This is a genomic window from Gilliamella sp. Lep-s35 (assembly GCF_009795845.1).
Taxonomy (GTDB): domain Bacteria; phylum Pseudomonadota; class Gammaproteobacteria; order Enterobacterales; family Orbaceae; genus Gilliamella.
The window spans coordinates 17,404-35,369 of the sequence record NZ_WTEX01000020.1 but is presented as its reverse complement, the minus strand read 5'-3'; the positions used below and the strand labels follow the sequence as shown (position 1 = coordinate 35,369).

Here is a 17,966-nt window from a genome sequence, read left to right as displayed (position 1 = left end):
CGCACTTTTTGCTTCTAACTTAAACTAACTGGAAAATCACACATATGACGACCACTCTAATAGCTATTGCTCTAATTGCTTGGTGCATTCAAATTATTTTTAGTTGGCTTCAAATTCGTCGTTTTAATCGAGCCTTTTTAGCAATGAAACGAGGAACTTATCTGGGGATTGGTCGTAATGAAACAACACGATTTAAGCCAAGAGTATTAATTGCAATTTCATTAGATGAACATCAAGTAGTTATTGATTCTGTATTAATGAAAGGTATTACTGTTTTTGCGTTACCAAAGCCAATTACTCAACTGCATGGATTATCGGTTGCTAATATTATTCCTGAAAATATTTTCCCGAATGATTCTGCCTGCCAAAGCGCATTGATTGTGGCATTATCTGCAAAAAATAATAACTAGCAAACTTTTATTTTGAAAAATATTCCCTTTCATTATGAAATAATATATTTTAAAGCAAGATAGTTTATTATGCGTATCAATAATCATGGTGGTTCTAATAATGAAAGTGAAACAACGACAAACAGCGATTTTGGATTATCTGCAAAAAAACGGGCAAATTAGTGTTGACGCATTAGCAGAGCATTTTAAAACAACAGGCACAACAATTCGTAAAGATCTAACCCAATTGCATGAAAGTGGTTTAGTTTTACGCACATATGGTGGTGCTATGCTCAACCGTGAGGTTGGAGATAGAGCCATTGATCATAAAACCTATATTAATACGGCACAAAAAAAAGCCATCGCAGAAGAAGCAGCTAAACTAATTCACGAGGGAGATTCTATCATTTTTGATGCAGGAAGCACGGTTGCGCAGATGATCCCTATGTTAGCAAGGTTTAATAACTTAACAATTATGACCAATAGTTTACACATGGTTAATGAGCTAGTAGCAAATGATAATGATCAAACCATTATTTTAACTGGTGGCACATTTCGTCGAAAATCAGCCTCTTTCCATAGTAATAATGCTTTAGCTATTGCAGCGTTTGAATCTTATACGTTTGATAAGTTATTTATGGGAGCCGATGGGGTGGATCTAGTCGGTGGAGTGACCACTTTTAACGAAAGTTATCATGGTAGTGTAGCTATGAGTAAAGCTGCTGCGAAATTAATTTTATTAGCAGACTCTTCAAAATTTGGTCGCCGTAGCCCAAATGTTGTGTGCGATTTAAGTGCTGTTGATACGATTATTACTGATGATAATTTAGATAATAAATATTATGATGCATTAACCCAAAAAGGAATTAATGTTATTAAAGTAAAAACTAACGGAATATAATTAGCGTAAATAAAGTAGATTTTTGATGTATTTCATTAAATATGTACTTCATTAATAAAAAGAAAGAAATATTTTGCAACAAAAAGCAGCTTACAACAGAGTGATAAGTTTATGTTATTAACTGCCCAAAACGTTATCAAATGGAGACTTAGAAATTATCGCAATGAGGAAATAACTGCATGGATAAGTCCTTAAAATCAAACTATATTAGATTCGCTCCAACTACTAGCCCATTAAAATAATAGTGATTAGCCACTTATCAAAAAGATTAGTGGCATTTAACCGATGTAAATTAAAACAGCAATCTTGCTCGAATCGTGCCCGGTACACATTTTAATTTTGCAAGCAATTCTTCGGCTTTATTTTGATCAACCCTATCAATATCAATCACAACATAACCAATTTTGGCATCGGTTTGCAAATACTGTGCTGAAATATTTAACCCTTGCTCGGCAAATAGCGTATTAATTGCTGTTAAAACACCAGGTTGATTATGATGGATATTAATAAAACGGCTTGAGCCTTTAGCGGGAATAGGTAAAGAAGCCTCAGGAAAGTTAACGGCTGACAGCGTTGCGCCAGTATCCGAATATTTAGCTAGTTTTGTGGCAACTTCAATACCAATATTTTCTTGAGCTTCGCTAGTAGACCCACCAATGTGTGGGGTAATAATTACGTTATCAAATTGACACAATGGTGATTCAAATGGATCGTTATTACTAGCCGGTTCAGTTGGAAAAACATCAATAGCTGCACCACTAAGTTTATTGGCATTTAATGCTTTGGTTAATGCATCAAGATCGATAACTTTACCACGCGAAGCATTAATTAAAATTGCGCCTGATTTCATCGCATCAATTTCTTTATCGCTGATCATTTTGATAGTAGTTGCGTTTTCTGGTACATGCATAGAGACAATATCGCTTATAGCAAGTAATTCTTCCATTGTTGAAATTTGTTTAGCATTACCTAAAGGCAATTTTGTTTCGATATCGTAAAAATAGACATTCATCCCTAATGATTCGGCCAAAATACTTAATTGACTACCAATATGCCCATAACCAATGATACCTAAATTTTTACCACGAGCCTCGTGCGAACCAGTGGCAATCTTATTCCATTTTCCTTGGTGTGCTTTAGCATTTGCTTCGGGTACTCGGCGCAATAGCAAAATAGCTTCAGCCAAAACAAGTTCAGCAACTGATCGAGTGTTTGAAAATGGCGCATTAAATACAGGAATACCTTTTACAGTGGCAGCATCAAGATCGACTTGATTCGTACCAATACAAAAACAACCAATGCCAGCAAGCTTTGGTGCTGAGTCGATGATCTCTTTGGTTAATTGCGTTCTTGAGCGGATACCAATAAAGCGGACATCTTTTAAGGCTTGTTTTAGTTCTTCGGACGATAGTGCACTTTTTTGATATTCAATATTCGTAAAACCAGCGGATTTTAATACATCTATTGCACTAGGATGAACACCTTCAAGTAACAAAAACTTGTTTTCATCTTTGGTTAAAGTCTGAACAACCATTATTTCCTCTCTTTCCTTTTTTTTCAAAATTCGAATGGATACTTATTGTTATACAACATGATAAGTTGATTCTAATTAGCTAATTTCAGCTCTTTTACACCAGAGCTACAGCCAACTAGAGCAATATCCGCCCCTTTATTAGCAAATAGGCCAACAGTAACCACCCCGGCAATGCTATTAATTCGATTTTCTAACTCTATTGGATTTGAAATGACAAGATCATGAACATCCAAAATACTATTACCATTATCAGTAATGACACCTTGACGATATATTGGTTTGCCTCCCAATTTAAATAATTCGCGAGCGACATAAGATCGCGCCATAGGGATCACTTCAACAGGTAATGGAAACGAACCTAAAACATCAACAACTTTTGATTCATCAACAATACAAACGAATTGCTTAGCAATGGCAGAAACAATTTTTTCGCGCGTTAAAGCTGCACCACCGCCTTTAATCATTTGTAAATGATGATTTATTTCATCAGCACCATCGACATAAACATCTAAGCAATCGACTTCATTACAATCTAATACAGTAATACCATAGCTTTTTAATTTTTGTGTTGATGCTTCTGAGCTTGAAACAGTACCTTTGATCTGATCTTTAATTGTTGCTAATGCATCAATAAAATGAGATGCCGTTGAGCCCGTTCCTACACCAACATAAGAATCAGGTTTGATAAATTTTAATGCTGACCAACCTACGGCCTTTTTTAGTTCGTCTTGAGTCATGGTAGCGTCCTAATTTGAGGATAATTTTCTAAAAAATAAAATTTTGAAAGAAAAATTATTAAATATATGGCATAGTACCCAATTAGAAAGTAAAAATCATCAGGATTTTAAGAAAATATATCAACTTTTTGATATATTTAAAACTTATTGCGATATCAAATTTGCTTGAATATTCAAGTAATAATCAAATCATTAGTAAAGAGATTATGAAGCGTCCAGATTATAGAGCATTACAAGCGTTAGATGCAGTGATAAAAGAGCGAGGATTTGAACGAGCCGCAGAAAAACTGTGTATTACACAGCCTGCAGTATCTCAGCGCATTAAGCAATTAGAAAGCTTTTTTGGTCAGCAATTGTTGGTAAGAACCATACCTCCGAAAGCAACTAAACAAGGTAAGCATTTACTTGGTTTATTACATCAAGTTGAGCTATTAGAACAGCAGTGGTTAGGTGATAACGATCAAAATGCCACACCATTGTCGTTATCTATTGCAATTAATGCAGATTCTTTAGCAACTTGGTTTTTACCCGCATTAAAACCCGTTTTAAATAAAAATATCTTACGTTTTGATATTCAAGTTAAAGATGAAGAACATACTTTAGAATTATTGCGTTTAGGAACTGTAGTTGGTGCAATTAGTATTCAAGCTAACCCGTTACCTGGTTGCCTGTCCGATTTATTAGGTGCTTTAGACTATATTTTTGTGGCTTCGCCTGATTTTGCTAAAACCTACTTTCCAAATGGTGTCAATCAAGACTCATTATTAAACGCTCCAGCGGTTGCATTTGATCATTTAGATGATATGCATCAAGCCTTTTTGCAAGAAAACTTCGACCTTACCCCTGGCAGTGTCATTTGCCATATTGTCAGCTCTTCTGAAGCTTTTGTACAACTGGCTAAACAAGGTTCTGCTTGCTGTATGATACCTAAATTACAGGTTGAACAAGAGTTAAAAAGAGGTGAATTAATTAATTTAACCGAAGGCTTATATCAAAGACGAATGCTCTATTGGCACCGTTTTGCACCAGAAAGTAGAGTAATGCAAAATATTTCTGAGACTTTGATTCGTTATGCGCAACATGCATTATCACTGCCTCAGTCTTTAAGACACAAATAATAGATAAATTAAGTGATTTTTATACTCAAATACATACTTTCCTGAAACTTTTTAACAAAATAAAGTCTATATTTAAAGGCTGAAAATATGAGTCAATTAAAAAATGATCGTTATTTACGCGCTTTGCAGTGCCTGTCTGTTGATTACACACCAATTTGGATGATGCGCCAAGCTGGTCGTTACTTGCCAGAATATCGCCAATTAAGAGCCAAAGCAGGCGATTTTATGACATTATGTCAAACGCCTGAACTAGCTTGTGAAGCAACCTTACAACCTATAGAGCGATATGAACTTGATGCGGCTATTATTTTTTCGGATATTTTAACCATTCCTGATGCTATGGGGCTTGGTTTACATTTCCAAGCGGGTGAAGGTCCTAAGTTTATCCAATCTATCACTTGCATGTCTGATATTGAGCAATTACCGATTCCCGATCCTGAGCAATCACTCAGTTATGTGATGGATGCAATTCGTTTAACCAAAAAAGAACTCAATGGCAAAGTGCCATTAATTGGATTTTCAGGCAGCCCATGGACATTAGCTACCTACATGATCGAAGGGGGAAGTAGCAAAGCATTTACGAAAATAAAAAAAATGCTCTATAGCAACCCCAAAGCGTTACATAGATTACTGGAAAAGCTCGCAGACAGTGTGGCATTGTACTTAAATGCCCAAATCGAAGCAGGGGCACAATCTATTATGATTTTTGATACTTGGGGTGGCGTATTAAGCCATCAAAGTTATCAAACGTTTTCACTGTATTATATGCAATTAATCTTATCAAAATTAAAACGTGGTCACAAAACTCAAGATATTACTTCATATGTGCCTGTTACCTTTTTTACAAAAGGCGGGGGAGTATGGTTAGATAGCATTGTCAATACCGGGTGCGATGCTATTGGCCTTGATTGGACAGTTAATTTAAGTACCATTGCCCAAAAAGGGCACATTGCCTTACAAGGCAACTTAGATCCATCGGTTTTATATGCCGACAAACTAACAATAGAATCTAATGTAGCGAGTGTTCTGAATGAATTTGGTACTTATAATGGTCATATCTTTAATCTAGGTCACGGTATTCATCAAGACATTCCTGTTGAACATGTGCAATATTTAATTGAAGCAGTACATCAGCAGTCAAAAAGGTTTCATCATGATTAAAAATCCCATTCAATTAAGAATAGAAAAATTACCACAATGGCAACAACGTTTATTTATGGCTTGCCTATGTGAACGAATGTACCCTAATTTTGTGTTTTATTGCCAGCAGCAACAAAATGATGAAGCGCCTAAAAGCTATAAAAAAATACTGGACTTAGTTTGGGAATCATTATTGGTTGAAGATGCTAAAATCAATTTTGATTTACAGCTTGAAAAATTAGAAGCGATTATTCCCACGGTAACTAACGATAGCCCTTATATGGTTTACCCTGCTATTGATGCATGTCACGCGCTTAGCGAAATTTTACACTCCTATTTAAGTGGCGAAATTGCCGAACATAGCGCTAAAGTAAGTAGTATATCAGCCACCACAGTTGCTGAATTTGAAATGACCAAAAATAATGTTTCACTAACCGAAAATGAACAACAAGTTTTACCTAGTGTAATTGATGAATTTGATTTACAGTGGGAATTGTTTCGCTTATTGCGTGATAAAAACAACGAACAAAATGAATTAATAAAAAGTTTAAAAGATGAAATTCGAGTAACGAAAACAAGTAATATTGGTGTTTTTTTAGGCGATTAAGCGACTTAAAGTATAATTTTTTTATTTTTTATTAAATTTTTCTTTAATATTAGGCAAATATAGACTACATTTAACAGTAATGTAATCTAAATAACGTTTACAGTAACGGTGCTAAATGTTAAGTTTAGCTCCGTTTATAATGTTAACTTTAACAATAAAATAACATGTAAGGATATCCCCCATGAATAAAACAGAACTTGTCGACGCTATTGCTAGCAAAGCTGATATTACTAAAGTAGCTGCTAAAACAGCGTTGGAAGCTACATTAGCAGCTATTACTGAATCATTAAAAGCTGGTGAACCAGTTCAATTAGTTGGTTTTGGTACATTCAAAGTTAATGAGCGTAAAGCACGTACTGGCCGTAATCCAAAAACCGGTAAAGAAATTAAAATTGCAGCAAGCAAAGTACCAGCATTCGTATCTGGTAAAAGTTTAAAAGAAGCAATCAAATAAATTGTGTTTCTTTCTGTCGATGATTTTTGATGGAACACTTAAGGGCATAAGGCGGCGTCTTATGCCTTTTTTATTGTACTAAAATAAAAGGTGTTATAAAAAAATAGATACCTACCTAGTTACCATATTGATTTTCTAACTCATTGGCTATATTCAAACTTGATTGCCATTAACCATGTTAAGTCGTTATTTCTATTAATTTGGCTTGTAATATGCTAGTTAAATCGTGAGGTGATATTTCAATTTCTAGGCCTCTTTTGCCACCAGATACAAACATAGTGTTGTACTGAATAGCACTTAAATCTATAAGTGTTGGGAGCGTTTGTTTTTGGCCTAAAGGGCTAATTCCCCCAATTAAATATCCGGTTACTTTTTGTGCTAAATTAGGTTCTGCCAAATCTGCCTTTTTGCAGTTTAATGCTTTTGCCACACTTTTAAGATCTAAATAACCATCAACGGGTAACACACAAACAGCTAGAGTTTTAGAGTTACCGTTCAAACATACAACTAACGTTTTAAAAACTTGAGCTGCAGTAATATTTAAGCTTGGATCAAGCTTATCGACAGCTTCTTGCCCATAGTGGGTTTGGTTTGGATCGTGCTTATATTGATGGATATTAAATTTGATTTTTAATTTTTTAAGTAAATTAATTGCCGGCGTCATAATTGTTATCCAAGTAGTTTTTATTGGAACAAATATAATACACAGCGAATGAATATAGCAAGTTAGTTCCCCTCACCAATCAAAATTGGTGAGGGGGAATAATAATTAAACGATCAAACTATCAGTTTCTTGCTGATCATCTTTTGTAGGAAAATTTGAATTAGTATGGTTAGTTGCTAGCGTATAAAGACGATAGAAAAAGCTAGTAACAAAAATATCAAAAAAGATACTACAGAAAGAAAAGAGCGTATCAAGAATAAAATTGTCATTATCAAACGCAATTGCTAATTGAGCAAAAACCATCACAAATCCTAGGCAGATTAATACCATCAAAATAGCTGGGCGCCACTGTGTTTTTGATAATTGAATGCTTGATGAAAGTGAGTCAAGAATATTGTTTTGACCAGGTTCAACTAGCGAAGCCAAAAAGAAGTTACAAAAGATAATTAAAATTAGGATTGGAATCAGTAGTACTAAAAAAATTAATATAAAAATAACTGCTTTAGGTAAAAGCAAATTTAAACTAATCAGCACTATAGATAACATAAATGAGACTAAAAATACAAAGGCACCAATGATAAGATAAAAAAGAATAATTTTTAATGTATTTGATAACGCTTTAGACAGTAATAGATTTAAATTAAGTTTATCGTTGATATAAAGGTTAGAAATTGTTGCTATACTAATTGCTTTTAAAATAATTCCAATTAGTAATGTCAGTATCACGAATAAAATATAGTTAGTTAAATTTCGTGAAACATAGATTTGTTCAGCTAGATTTTGTTTGTCAAAGAAAGAATTAAAAAATGCATGAAATAAAGCTAGCGTTAGACTAACAAGAGCAAATTGCGTAATACGATTACGAACAAAATTGCGTGTTTGTGTAAAAACTAAAGAAAAAGAGATTTTTTTTTGCATTTCCATATAAGTTCCTTATAGGTGGTAACAACTTTAGTTACCACAATTTATAATATAAATAACAAACTTCTAAACTAGGCTTGTAATAATGAAATATCTGCTACTTTTAAAAATAGATTTTGTAGTTTTTCTAAAAGTGCTAATCGATTTACCTTGATTTGTTCATCATCGACCATCACCATTACCGACTCAAAAAAAGCATCGACAGGTGCTTTAAGTGCAGATAGCTCAATTAATGCATCTTGATAACGTCCATGACTAAAATAAGGTGCTAGTTTATCGGCTAACACAGCGACTTGCTTAGCTAATTCACCTTCTGCGCCTTCTTCTAATAAAGCAACATTAATTTTTTCAGGAATTGCAATATTTGCTTTAGATAGAATATTTGACACTCGCTTATTGGCTTCAGCTAAAGAAGCGGCTTCAGGTAGTGTTCTAAAGTGAGTAACCGCCTTAACGCGCGCATCAAAATCAGCAGGCTTGGTTGGATTCAATGCTAAAACAGCTTGAATGGTATCAATGGCAAAACCTTGCTCTTGGTACCAAGCACGGAAACGACCTTGCATAAAATTAACAACATCATCAACCACATTCTTATTGGTTAACTTATCGCCATATAATGAAGTTGCATAACCTGCCAGTTCAACAAGATCTAAAGGCAGAGCCTTTTCAACGATAATACGCAAAACACCAATTGCCGCACGACGCAAAGCAAAAGGATCTTTATCGCCTTTAGGATGCTGCCCAATACCAAAAATACCTGCTAAAGTATCGAGTTTTTCAGCGATAGACACCGCACACGACACTGCGGTACTAGGCAACTCATCGCCAGCAAAACGCGGCTTATATTGTTCTTCAATCGCGATGGCAACCTCACTGCTTTCACCATCTTTTAGAGCCAAATAACGCCCCATAATGCCTTGTGTTTCAGGGAACTCAAAAACGGTATTGGTCACTAAATCACATTTCGTCAACTTACCAGCGCGTTTTGCTTGCTCAACATTGGCTGCTATTTTTTCAGCAATAAAACCAGACAACGCCTCAATACGAAGACACTTATCTTTAACCGTACCTAATTGTTGTTGGAATAAAACCGTATCAAGGCGAGGCAAACGCTCTTCTAAACGTTGTTTCAAATCGGTCTTATAGAAAAACTCAGCATCAGCAAGGCGAGGGCGAACCACCTTTTCATTACCTGAAATCACCACCTGTGGATCTTTCGACTCAATATTGGCAACAAAAATAAAATTAGGTAACAATTTGCCTTGATGATCATAAACAGGAAAATACTTCTGATCCCCTTTCATTGTATACACCAACGACTCAGCAGGCACAGCCAAAAAACGTTCTTCAAATTTAGCGGTTAACACAACTGGCCACTCAACCAATGAAGATACTTCCTCAAGCAGGCTATCGGTCAAGTCGGCTTTACCGTTTAATTTTGCCGCGGCATCTTCGGCTTGCTGTTTAATGATTGCCTTACGCTTATCATAATCAGCCACCACCTTACCACGTTGCTCTAAAATTTCAGGATATTGATCAGCGTTATCAATCGTAAATTCTTGCTCACCCATAAAACGATGACCACGAATAATACGGTTTGACTCAATATCTAAAATGGTACCAGCAACGAGCGTATCGCCATAAAGCATCGTTACCGTATGACAAGGACGAATAAACTCAACCTGACGTGCCGCCCAACGCATAGGTTTTGGAATTGGCAACTTACTCAACGCTGTTTTAACCATATCACACAACAAATTAACCACAGGCTGACCTTTTTGATTTTGAGTATAAGACAGCCACTCGCCTTTATCGGTTTGTATACGCTCGGCTTGATCAACGGTAATAGCACAACCTCTCGCCCAACCTTCAGCGGCTTTAGTGGCATTACCATTGGCATCGAAAGCGGCACTAACCGCAGGACCACGTTTTACAATTTGACTATCAGGCTGGGTATCACTTAAATTTAACACCTTTAACGCTAAACGACGGGGCGATGCATACCAAAGCACCTCGCCATGTTCTAAATTGGCATTATCAAGTTGCTGTATAAAATTAGCCGCAAAGCTTTCTGCTAATGTGCGGAGTGATTTTGGTGGTAACTCTTCGGTACCAATTTCCACTAAAAATGTTTTTTGCATAATCTTCTAATTCCTACTTTGATGCACTTTCGTTAGATTGTGAATTTTGGCACATAGGGAAGCCAAGTGCTTCACGAGATGCATAATATGCCTCGGCCACCATTTTTGTTAACGTCCTAATACGCAAAATATAACGTTGACGCTCCGTGACCGAAATCGCCTTACGAGCATCAAGCAAATTAAAACAGTGGGCGGCTTTCAAAATACGTTCATAAGCAGGTAACGGAAGTGGTTTTTCTAACTCAAGTAAAAACTTAGCTTCTTTTTCGTGTTGCTCAAAACAATAAAATAAAAACTCAACATTGGCATATTCAAAATTATACGTTGACTGCTCAACCTCGTTTTGATGAAACACATCACCATAGGTTGTCTTACCGAATGCACCATCGCTCCAGACTAAATCATAAACACTATCCACGCCTTGAATATACATTGCTAAACGTTCAAGTCCATAAGTGATTTCACCAGTAACAGGCTTACATTCAAGCCCTCCAACTTGTTGAAAGTAGGTAAATTGAGTTACTTCCATCCCATTTAACCAAACTTCCCAACCAAGCCCCCATGCGCCAAGGGTTGGGTTTTCCCAATTGTCTTCAACAAAACGGATATCGTTAACAGTTGGATCAAGACCTAATTGTTTTAACGAACCTAAATACAGCTCTTGGATATTATCGGGCGAAGGTTTTAAGATAACTTGAAATTGATAATAATGCTGAAGCCTGTTTGGGTTTTCGCCATAGCGACCATCGGTAGGGCGGCGTGATGGTTGAACATAAGCGGCATTAATTGGCTCAGGTCCCAGCGCTCGTAAACATGTCATTGGATGAGAAGTCCCTGCACCGACCTCCATATCTAAAGGCTGAATCACACAGCACCCCTGATTAGCCCAATAATCTTGTAACGTAAGAATTAACCCCTGAAAGGTTTTGACATTAAACTTTTGCATGATGTTATCTTTATGGTTGAATTGGTTTTTCGATAATTTAAATAGTGCTATATATTATACTTTTTATCAATACTTGTGAAATGTCTAATTTTACATTGTTTGATATATTACCCAATTAGGTTATTTGTAGGAATGCTTCGCGTTGTTTACACTTTATGATTAAACTAATCCACTAAAAACACATAAGGCGTTTTTCGTAAAATTACTTTATGCGGTTTAACGGCATCATAAAAATTAATAAAATGCTTAAGCTTTTGTTTTCTCTCTTTTGAGTGGCTATATTGGCTGATTCTGCAACTTCCCATTAACGTACGTATCACTATTTCGGCTTTTCCATTGGTTTGGTAGATTTTTGCTTGATATGTTGATTACCGCATAGTTTATCTAAATAAACATTTATCTAAGCAACAAAGACAGCCTTAGTTTTGTGAAAAACTTTCAGGAACGCCCCCTGTTTATGTAAAAAATAAAAATAAATCGTATAGATAAATAAAATCAAACATTCTCTAACTTGATGTTTTGTTTTATTTTTAAGTAAAGATAAACCTTTGGTATCAACGTGTAGTATTTCACCCGATAGGTTTTGTTATCGCCTTTAGCTTGCCGTCTTAGTTTATCTTCAATGAAGCTTTCGACTTTAACCTGACGTTTAATCCGCTAACTGATGGTTTTATAACGTTCATTTTTACTGGTCAAAGGTACAAACAGCTTCAATCGGGCTTTCTTTAGTACGTTATAAATGGCTACGCGACTGACTATAAAGCGTTTAGCCAAATAATTGACGGTTATTTTTTCTTTATGATATAAGCGCATATCTCTTGTCTGTGATAAGGCGTTAGTTTTGTTTTTTAGTTATATTTGACTTTTCGCAAATAACAGTTTTTTCTTAAATTACTGTAGAAAGCGAAAATTATTTCTATATTTAATACTATTTGAGTAATATAAAAACAAATAAAAATAGGTTATACTCTAAAATAATATAAAAAATGTCATGTTTTTAATGTTTATATGCTAACTTAAAGCTTAGTAAAACAAAAAAACATCTTTGATTGTTTTATATTCGATTAATATTGATTTTGTTTTGATAGATAGATAAAAATAAGCGATAATAAAGATTAGAGATCTTTATTATTATTGTTGTTTAAATAATTGACGCGATTTTTAATTGATAAGAATTAACTTTAATAATCTATTGCTGATTATTAATAATAAATAATTGAGAAATAAATATGAAACAAAATATAAAGGATTATCCGAGCTTTTTTACAAAATATTATTTTTTTAATAATATCCATTCTCGATTCACTTTGGGTTTAAATAAAGATTTCGTAGGTGTATCTTCTGTATTTAATACAAAAAGGAAAATTACGAAAATAAGTTTTTTTTCTGCTATTTTTGCATTAAATAGTTTTAATGTGGCTAATGCAGCAATTTCATCCACAACTTCCCAGACAATTCAAGGAACTAAGCCACTATTTTTTGCAACCGAGACTACAAAAAATAAACTTGGATTTAGCTATAAAGAAAACGATTACAGTGAACTAAAGGGAAATATAACAAGTGATAAAACTAAGTATTTTGATGAAAATACTAAACTTAGTGATTTTGTTATAAAGAGTTATTTTACACCTAGAACGTCAAAAGATGACCTTAAGGGTGATTATTTTGATTCTGATGGTGATGCTTTTGATCCTGTCACGCCAATTACAAGTGATCTGACACATGTTTGGAAAGATAGTAGCGGTAAAACTATTGATCAAGCGGATTATGATAATATTGCGTGTAGTCATAATAAATACAAAATGCCTTTACAATTAGAAATTACAGCAAAAGATATTCAAGTTAAAACAGAATATGGCGATCCTAAAGAAAGTGATCCGGTAAGCAGCATTAGCAAAACATATCAAATCGCGATTGCTAAAACATGTTTTGCTAAGCCAAATGGAATCAATTTAGATCCTAAAACTCAATGGCGTTCAGTTAAAAATGATAAGAGCGAAAATGATGCTAAATGGAATCTAACGGGAGCAGGCTTAAACGGTATAGATAAAGATAAACCTAATCCTGAGGTGGGCGGTGGTCATACTGATGATTATGTAATAAACCAAGGTTTTAAAGTTGAACCAAAAGTGGCTAACAAACATTTTCCAACCACTGGATTTCCTGGTGCGCAGTTCCAACTGGTTATGGGCGGAATACAGCAAGATTATACTTTTACAAGTAGTAGTGATCAAGCACCCGTGGATAAAGATGGTATTGTTACTTTAAAAGGTCCAGTTAAAGAGGTCACTATTTCTGCAAAGCTAAAATCAGACAGTAACATTCATTATGATTATAAGTTTACATTAGATCTATGGGTTGAACCTCAGTCTGGATATGCAGCTAACCAAGCAGAAGCAAGATCAAAATGTACCAGCCCTATGCAATTATTAGAACGCAAAGATTTAAATAATGCTTCCATTTTTGCAAGTGCGAATTTAAATAATCATCAAGGCCGTAAATATAATATATTTACTCGAGGTATTGGTTTAGGTGTTTTGGGCGAGTGGGGAAGACCGTTAAAAGCAGCATATGGAGTTATACCGCCTACTTATCCACAGTCAAACTGGAATTTTGGTTGGTATTTTACAAATGAAAATCACCCAACCACTGATAGCGAGAATCAACCTATTATGGAAGGAATCGTGGTTTCAGCTCATGATGGCATGATATCATTTCCAAGTGCATGGGGGCGTGATGAACCTAAATGGGCGGTTTGTGGTAAACATTTATAGTTAACCCTTGTTTAACTAGTAAGAAAGGTATTTAAAGAGCCTTTTAAAAATCTTTATAATTTCTGCTAAAAAGGACTTTTCTTTGGTTTTTATATAAGAGGAGTCCTAACATTTTGTTTTCGTTATACGTAACAGCCCGATGAGCTTATTCTAATTCTAAGTTTTCTATTATAGAAAAACATCGGGTTGTTTATAATAATGATGAAAATAATCTTCTAAAAACCGATAAGGTATTTTATCGAAATTACTTTATGTGGTTTTAATCCTATTATAAAAGTTAATAAAGCAGTTAAAATTTATTTTTATATGTATTTATTACAGTAGTTTCTTAAATTATAGTAATAAGTTTGAATAATTTCTAAATTAAAGCGTAGTAACTGAAGAAATATTTGATTAATTTTTATAACTGATTTGTACTAATTTTATTCTGTCTGTCCGAAAAAACAGTCAATAATAGAAAACGAAAATTATCTTTAATAGCTTATTGTTGATTATTGAATTGTAAATAACAGGGAATTAAATATGAAACAAGATAATAGAAGATGTCATTCAGGCTTTTTAAGTGGAATAAAATATCATTTTTTAGAAAAGTTCAATTCTCACTTAACTTTGGATTTAAATGAGAGTTGCAGATACCCATTTTTTCCTTTAAATACGACTTTCAATACTAAACGAAAAATTGCAAAGATAGGTTTTTTTTCTACTATTTTTGTATTGAATAGTTTTAATGTGGCTAATGCAGCAATTTCATCCACAACTTCCCACACAATTCAAGGAACTAAACCACAGTTTTTTGCAAACGAAACAACAATAAATAAACTTGGATTTAACTATAAAGGAAACGATTATAGTGAACTAAAGGGAAATATAACAAGTGATAAAACTAAGTATTTTGATGAAAATACTAAACTTAGTGATTTTGTTATAAAAAGCTTTTTTACACCTAGAACGTCAAAAGATGATCTTAATGGTGATTATTTTGATTTTGATGGCGATGCTTTTGATCCAACTACACCAATTACAAGTACGCTTATACCTATTTGGAAAGACAGTGATGGGCACATTATTAGTGAAAATGATTACGATAATGCTATTTGTAACCCTAAATATACTATGCCTTTACAATTAGAAATTACAGCAAGGGATATTAAAGTTAAAACAACATATGGTGACCCTAACGAAAGTGATCCTGTAAGTAGCATTACAATATCATCCCAAGAAAAACCAATAACCAAAACATATAAGATAATGATTGCTAAAGCCTGTTTTGCAAAGCCAAATGCAACTATTTTAGATCCCAATACTCAGTGGCGTTCAGTTGATGAAACTGGAATTGATGATCAATGGAATTTAACTGGAGCAGGTTTTAACGGTATAGAGAAAGATAAACCTAATCCTGAGGTGGGCGGTGGTCATACTGATGATTATGTAATAAATCAAGGTTTTAAAGTTAAACCTACTGTGTCAAGAAAGCATTTTCCAACGACAGGTTTTTTGGGTGCGCAGTTCCAACTCGTTATGAGTGGAAAACAAGAAGATTATACCTTTACAACTAATAATAGCCTTGTCGAGGTTGATGCAGATGGCATTGTTACTTTAAAAGGGCCAGTTAAAGATGTTACCATTACAGCAACATTAAAATCAGACCATAATTTCCATGATAATTATAACTTTACATTAGATCTATGGGTTGAACCGCAACCTGGATATGTAGCCGATCAAGAACAAGCAAGCTTAAAATGCACAAGCCCTATGAAATTATTAGAGCGTAAGGATTTAAATAGTGCTTCAAGTTTTGCAAGAGACAATTTAGATAGTTATCAAGGCCGTGTATATAATGTATTTACACGAGGTATTGGTTTAGGTGTTTTTGGCGAGTGGGGAAGAACACTTAAAGCTGAGCATTATGGTCTATCGCCTACTTATCCAAAATCAAATTGGGATTATGCTTGGTATTTTACTAGTGAATCGCACCAAACCACAGATATTAATCAAAAACCGACTACAGAAGAAGGTATAGTGGTTTCAAACCATGATGGTATGATATCATTTCCAAGTGCGTGGGGGCGTTATGAAATTAAACGGGCTGTTTGCGGTAAAAAAATTTACTAATGCCCGATAAGTAAGGGCTTCTTTTTTAACGTTCTAATAAAAAGGGTGCCCTTAATTGCTTTATAAAAAATTAAATAATATTAAACATTAAAATTTTTGAATTTCGTTGATAATTATAAAGTTGTTTCTTTTTAATTGGTAAATCATCTACTTCTGCAGGGCTAAAGCCCTTTTCTCTAAACCAGTGAATGCTACGTGTCGTTAAGACAAAGATTGTTTCAAGTCCTAACTGCTTTGCTTGTTCTATTAATTTCTCAATTAGGATGTTTCCTCGAGATGAGTTTCGATAATTAGGATGAATCGCCACACAGGCCATTTCGCCCATTTTTTCTTCAGGATAAGGGTAAAGCGCAGCACAACCTATGGTCATATTATCACGTTCAATAATGGTAAATTTATCAATTTCCATCTCTAGTTGTTCACGTGAACGTTTAACTAAAATACCTTGCTCTTCAAGCGGTCGAATAAGCTCTAAAATTCCACCGATATCGTTAATTCTTGCCGAACGAACTTGTTCAGAGTGTTCCATTGCAACTTGTGTCCCAATTCCATCACGCGAAAATAATTCTTGTAAAATCGAACCGTCAACCAAATAACTTACCAAATGGCTTCGTCTAACACCACTACGACATGCTTTCGATGCTGCTTGCAAAAAACGAACTTCACTGGATAAATGTTTGCCTTGCTGTTCTTTTTGATTGATATAATTATCTGCATCGACAGGATAAAGGTCAGTGATAACATGACCATGTTCATCTAACACGCCTTGTTCTGCACAAAAACTGATTAATTTATCGGCTTTTAAGCGAATAGCCACTTCAGCAGCAATATCTTCAGAAGCTAAATTAAAACTTTCACCAGTAACAGAAACACCAACAGGGCCTAACAATACAATAGAGCCTTGTTCCAACTGCTTTTCTATGGACTCTTTATTAATACGACGAATTTTTCCTGTATGGCAATAATCAACACCATCATCAACCCCTAAAGGTTGTGCAATCACAAAATTACCACTAACAACACTGATATGTGCACCTTGCAGTGGGGTATTATTTAAGCTCATTGATAAACTTGCTGTGATATTGAGTTGTAGCAGGCCTGTGACCTGTTTAACAATATCTAAAGTTCTTGCATCGGTAATTCTAGTATTTTTGTGATATTTAGGTTGGATTTTATGGTTTATAAGAGATTCATCAATTTGATTACGAGCACCATGAACAATAACCAGTTTGATACCAAGGCTGTAAAGTAGTCCAATATCATTAATGATACTTGAATAATTATTACTTTTTAAAACAGCACCCGTGAGCAAAATAACAAATATTTCACCATGATGTGCATTGATATAAGGTACTGAATGTCGTAATCCTTCAACTAATTCCGTTGTTCGCTCTTTCATTTCGCACCCTTTTAAAATGAATATTTATTCAGATTTTATTTATTTTTGATTTGATCGCAAGATGTTTTTTAAAAAATTAAGCATAAAATTTGTCAAACAATCAATAGTTATCGTAACTAATACATAAAA

The 17,966-nt window shown here is 34.5% G+C and carries 16 protein-coding genes; 8 read left to right on the top strand and 8 right to left on the bottom strand.

Annotated elements, in window-relative coordinates:
- Positions 1-44 precede the first annotated feature (44 nt).
- Complete coding sequence (gene gutM, locus GQ590_RS09175) at positions 45-410, top strand: transcriptional regulator GutM (protein ID WP_160408286.1); 366 nt, start codon at positions 45-47, stop codon at positions 408-410.
- 100 nt (positions 411-510) lie between these two features.
- Complete coding sequence (locus GQ590_RS09170; RefSeq protein ID WP_160408288.1) at positions 511-1,290, top strand: DNA-binding transcriptional repressor; 780 nt, start codon at positions 511-513, stop codon at positions 1,288-1,290.
- A 292-nt stretch (positions 1,291-1,582) separates the two neighbouring features.
- On the opposite strand, the gene serA is transcribed toward GQ590_RS09170, so the two are convergent.
- Together serA and rpiA are read right to left on the bottom strand one after the other, a co-directional pair.
- On the bottom strand, positions 1,583-2,824 hold the full coding sequence (gene serA, locus GQ590_RS09165; protein WP_160408290.1) for a phosphoglycerate dehydrogenase: 1,242 nt from the start codon (positions 2,822-2,824) through the stop codon (positions 1,583-1,585).
- 71 nt (positions 2,825-2,895) lie between these two features.
- Complete coding sequence (gene rpiA / locus GQ590_RS09160; RefSeq protein ID WP_160408292.1) at positions 2,896-3,561, bottom strand: ribose-5-phosphate isomerase RpiA; 666 nt, start codon at positions 3,559-3,561, stop codon at positions 2,896-2,898.
- 206 nt (positions 3,562-3,767) lie between these two features.
- Between rpiA and GQ590_RS09155 the strand changes: the two genes are divergently transcribed.
- From GQ590_RS09155 to GQ590_RS09140, 4 genes are all read left to right on the top strand, one after another.
- Entirely contained in the window at positions 3,768-4,679 is a 912-nt protein-coding gene (locus tag GQ590_RS09155) for a LysR family transcriptional regulator ArgP (RefSeq protein ID WP_160408294.1), read from the top strand.
- A gap of 87 nt (positions 4,680-4,766) precedes the next feature.
- On the top strand, positions 4,767-5,840 hold the full coding sequence (gene hemE / locus GQ590_RS09150) for a uroporphyrinogen decarboxylase (protein ID WP_160408296.1): 1,074 nt from the start codon (positions 4,767-4,769) through the stop codon (positions 5,838-5,840).
- Positions 5,833-6,426, top strand: a complete 594-nt coding sequence (locus GQ590_RS09145) for a YjaG family protein (RefSeq protein ID WP_160408298.1) — start codon at positions 5,833-5,835, stop codon at positions 6,424-6,426. Before hemE ends, GQ590_RS09145 begins: the two co-directional genes overlap by 8 nt.
- 181 nt (positions 6,427-6,607) lie before the next feature.
- Complete coding sequence (locus GQ590_RS09140; protein WP_065636993.1) at positions 6,608-6,880, top strand: HU family DNA-binding protein; 273 nt, start codon at positions 6,608-6,610, stop codon at positions 6,878-6,880.
- Positions 6,881-7,058: 178 nt separating this feature from the next.
- Here GQ590_RS09140 and ybaK read toward each other — a convergent pair whose 3' ends face one another.
- From ybaK to GQ590_RS12925, 5 genes are all read right to left on the bottom strand, one after another.
- A complete protein-coding gene (gene ybaK / locus GQ590_RS09135) occupies positions 7,059-7,544 on the bottom strand; it encodes a Cys-tRNA(Pro) deacylase (RefSeq protein ID WP_160408300.1) in 486 nt (161 codons plus the stop codon).
- Between the two features lie 105 nt (positions 7,545-7,649).
- Positions 7,650-8,468, bottom strand: coding sequence for a hypothetical protein (locus GQ590_RS09130; RefSeq protein WP_160408303.1), 819 nt, complete (start codon positions 8,466-8,468; stop codon positions 7,650-7,652).
- Between the two features lie 68 nt (positions 8,469-8,536).
- Positions 8,537-10,609 carry a glycine--tRNA ligase subunit beta gene (gene glyS / locus GQ590_RS09125; protein ID WP_160408343.1) on the bottom strand — a complete coding sequence of 691 codons (2,073 nt, stop codon included), beginning with the start codon at positions 10,607-10,609 and terminating at the stop codon, positions 8,537-8,539.
- Positions 10,610-10,619: 10 nt separating this feature from the next.
- On the bottom strand, positions 10,620-11,552 hold the full coding sequence (gene glyQ, locus GQ590_RS09120; protein ID WP_160408305.1) for a glycine--tRNA ligase subunit alpha: 933 nt from the start codon (positions 11,550-11,552) through the stop codon (positions 10,620-10,622).
- A gap of 657 nt (positions 11,553-12,209) precedes the next feature.
- Entirely contained in the window at positions 12,210-12,365 is a 156-nt protein-coding gene (locus tag GQ590_RS12925; protein ID WP_160408307.1) for an HTH domain-containing protein, read from the bottom strand.
- Positions 12,366-12,967: 602 nt separating this feature from the next.
- Between GQ590_RS12925 and GQ590_RS09110 the strand changes: the two genes are divergently transcribed.
- Together GQ590_RS09110 and GQ590_RS09105 are read left to right on the top strand one after the other, a co-directional pair.
- Positions 12,968-14,326, top strand: coding sequence for a hypothetical protein (locus GQ590_RS09110; RefSeq protein ID WP_160408309.1), 1,359 nt, complete (start codon positions 12,968-12,970; stop codon positions 14,324-14,326).
- Between the two features lie 522 nt (positions 14,327-14,848).
- On the top strand, positions 14,849-16,438 hold the full coding sequence (locus tag GQ590_RS09105) for a hypothetical protein (RefSeq protein WP_160408310.1): 1,590 nt from the start codon (positions 14,849-14,851) through the stop codon (positions 16,436-16,438).
- A gap of 70 nt (positions 16,439-16,508) precedes the next feature.
- Here the strand turns inward: GQ590_RS09105 and argA are convergent, their stop codons facing one another.
- On the bottom strand, positions 16,509-17,837 hold the full coding sequence (gene argA / locus GQ590_RS09100) for an amino-acid N-acetyltransferase (RefSeq protein ID WP_160408311.1): 1,329 nt from the start codon (positions 17,835-17,837) through the stop codon (positions 16,509-16,511).
- Between the last annotated feature and the right edge of the window lie 129 nt (positions 17,838-17,966).

What these genes read in the sequence shown, in the direction of transcription:
- gutM (WP_160408286.1), top strand. Translation starts at nt 45, where the DNA reads ATGACGACCACTCTAATAGCTATTGCTCTAATTGCTTGGTGCATTCAA.
- GQ590_RS09170 (WP_160408288.1), top strand. Translation starts at nt 511, where the DNA reads ATGAAAGTGAAACAACGACAAACAGCGATTTTGGATTATCTGCAAAAA.
- serA (WP_160408290.1), bottom strand. Translation starts at nt 2,824, where the DNA reads ATGGTTGTTCAGACTTTAACCAAAGATGAAAACAAGTTTTTGTTACTT.
- rpiA (WP_160408292.1), bottom strand. Translation starts at nt 3,561, where the DNA reads ATGACTCAAGACGAACTAAAAAAGGCCGTAGGTTGGTCAGCATTAAAA.
- GQ590_RS09155 (WP_160408294.1), top strand. Translation starts at nt 3,768, where the DNA reads ATGAAGCGTCCAGATTATAGAGCATTACAAGCGTTAGATGCAGTGATA.
- hemE (WP_160408296.1), top strand. Translation starts at nt 4,767, where the DNA reads ATGAGTCAATTAAAAAATGATCGTTATTTACGCGCTTTGCAGTGCCTG.
- GQ590_RS09145 (WP_160408298.1), top strand. Translation starts at nt 5,833, where the DNA reads ATGATTAAAAATCCCATTCAATTAAGAATAGAAAAATTACCACAATGG.
- GQ590_RS09140 (WP_065636993.1), top strand. Translation starts at nt 6,608, where the DNA reads ATGAATAAAACAGAACTTGTCGACGCTATTGCTAGCAAAGCTGATATT.
- ybaK (WP_160408300.1), bottom strand. Translation starts at nt 7,544, where the DNA reads ATGACGCCGGCAATTAATTTACTTAAAAAATTAAAAATCAAATTTAAT.
- GQ590_RS09130 (WP_160408303.1), bottom strand. Translation starts at nt 8,468, where the DNA reads ATGGAAATGCAAAAAAAAATCTCTTTTTCTTTAGTTTTTACACAAACA.
- glyQ (WP_160408305.1), bottom strand. Translation starts at nt 11,552, where the DNA reads ATGCAAAAGTTTAATGTCAAAACCTTTCAGGGGTTAATTCTTACGTTA.
- GQ590_RS12925 (WP_160408307.1), bottom strand. Translation starts at nt 12,365, where the DNA reads ATGCGCTTATATCATAAAGAAAAAATAACCGTCAATTATTTGGCTAAA.
- GQ590_RS09105 (WP_160408310.1), top strand. Translation starts at nt 14,849, where the DNA reads ATGAAACAAGATAATAGAAGATGTCATTCAGGCTTTTTAAGTGGAATA.
- argA (WP_160408311.1), bottom strand. Translation starts at nt 17,837, where the DNA reads ATGAAAGAGCGAACAACGGAATTAGTTGAAGGATTACGACATTCAGTA.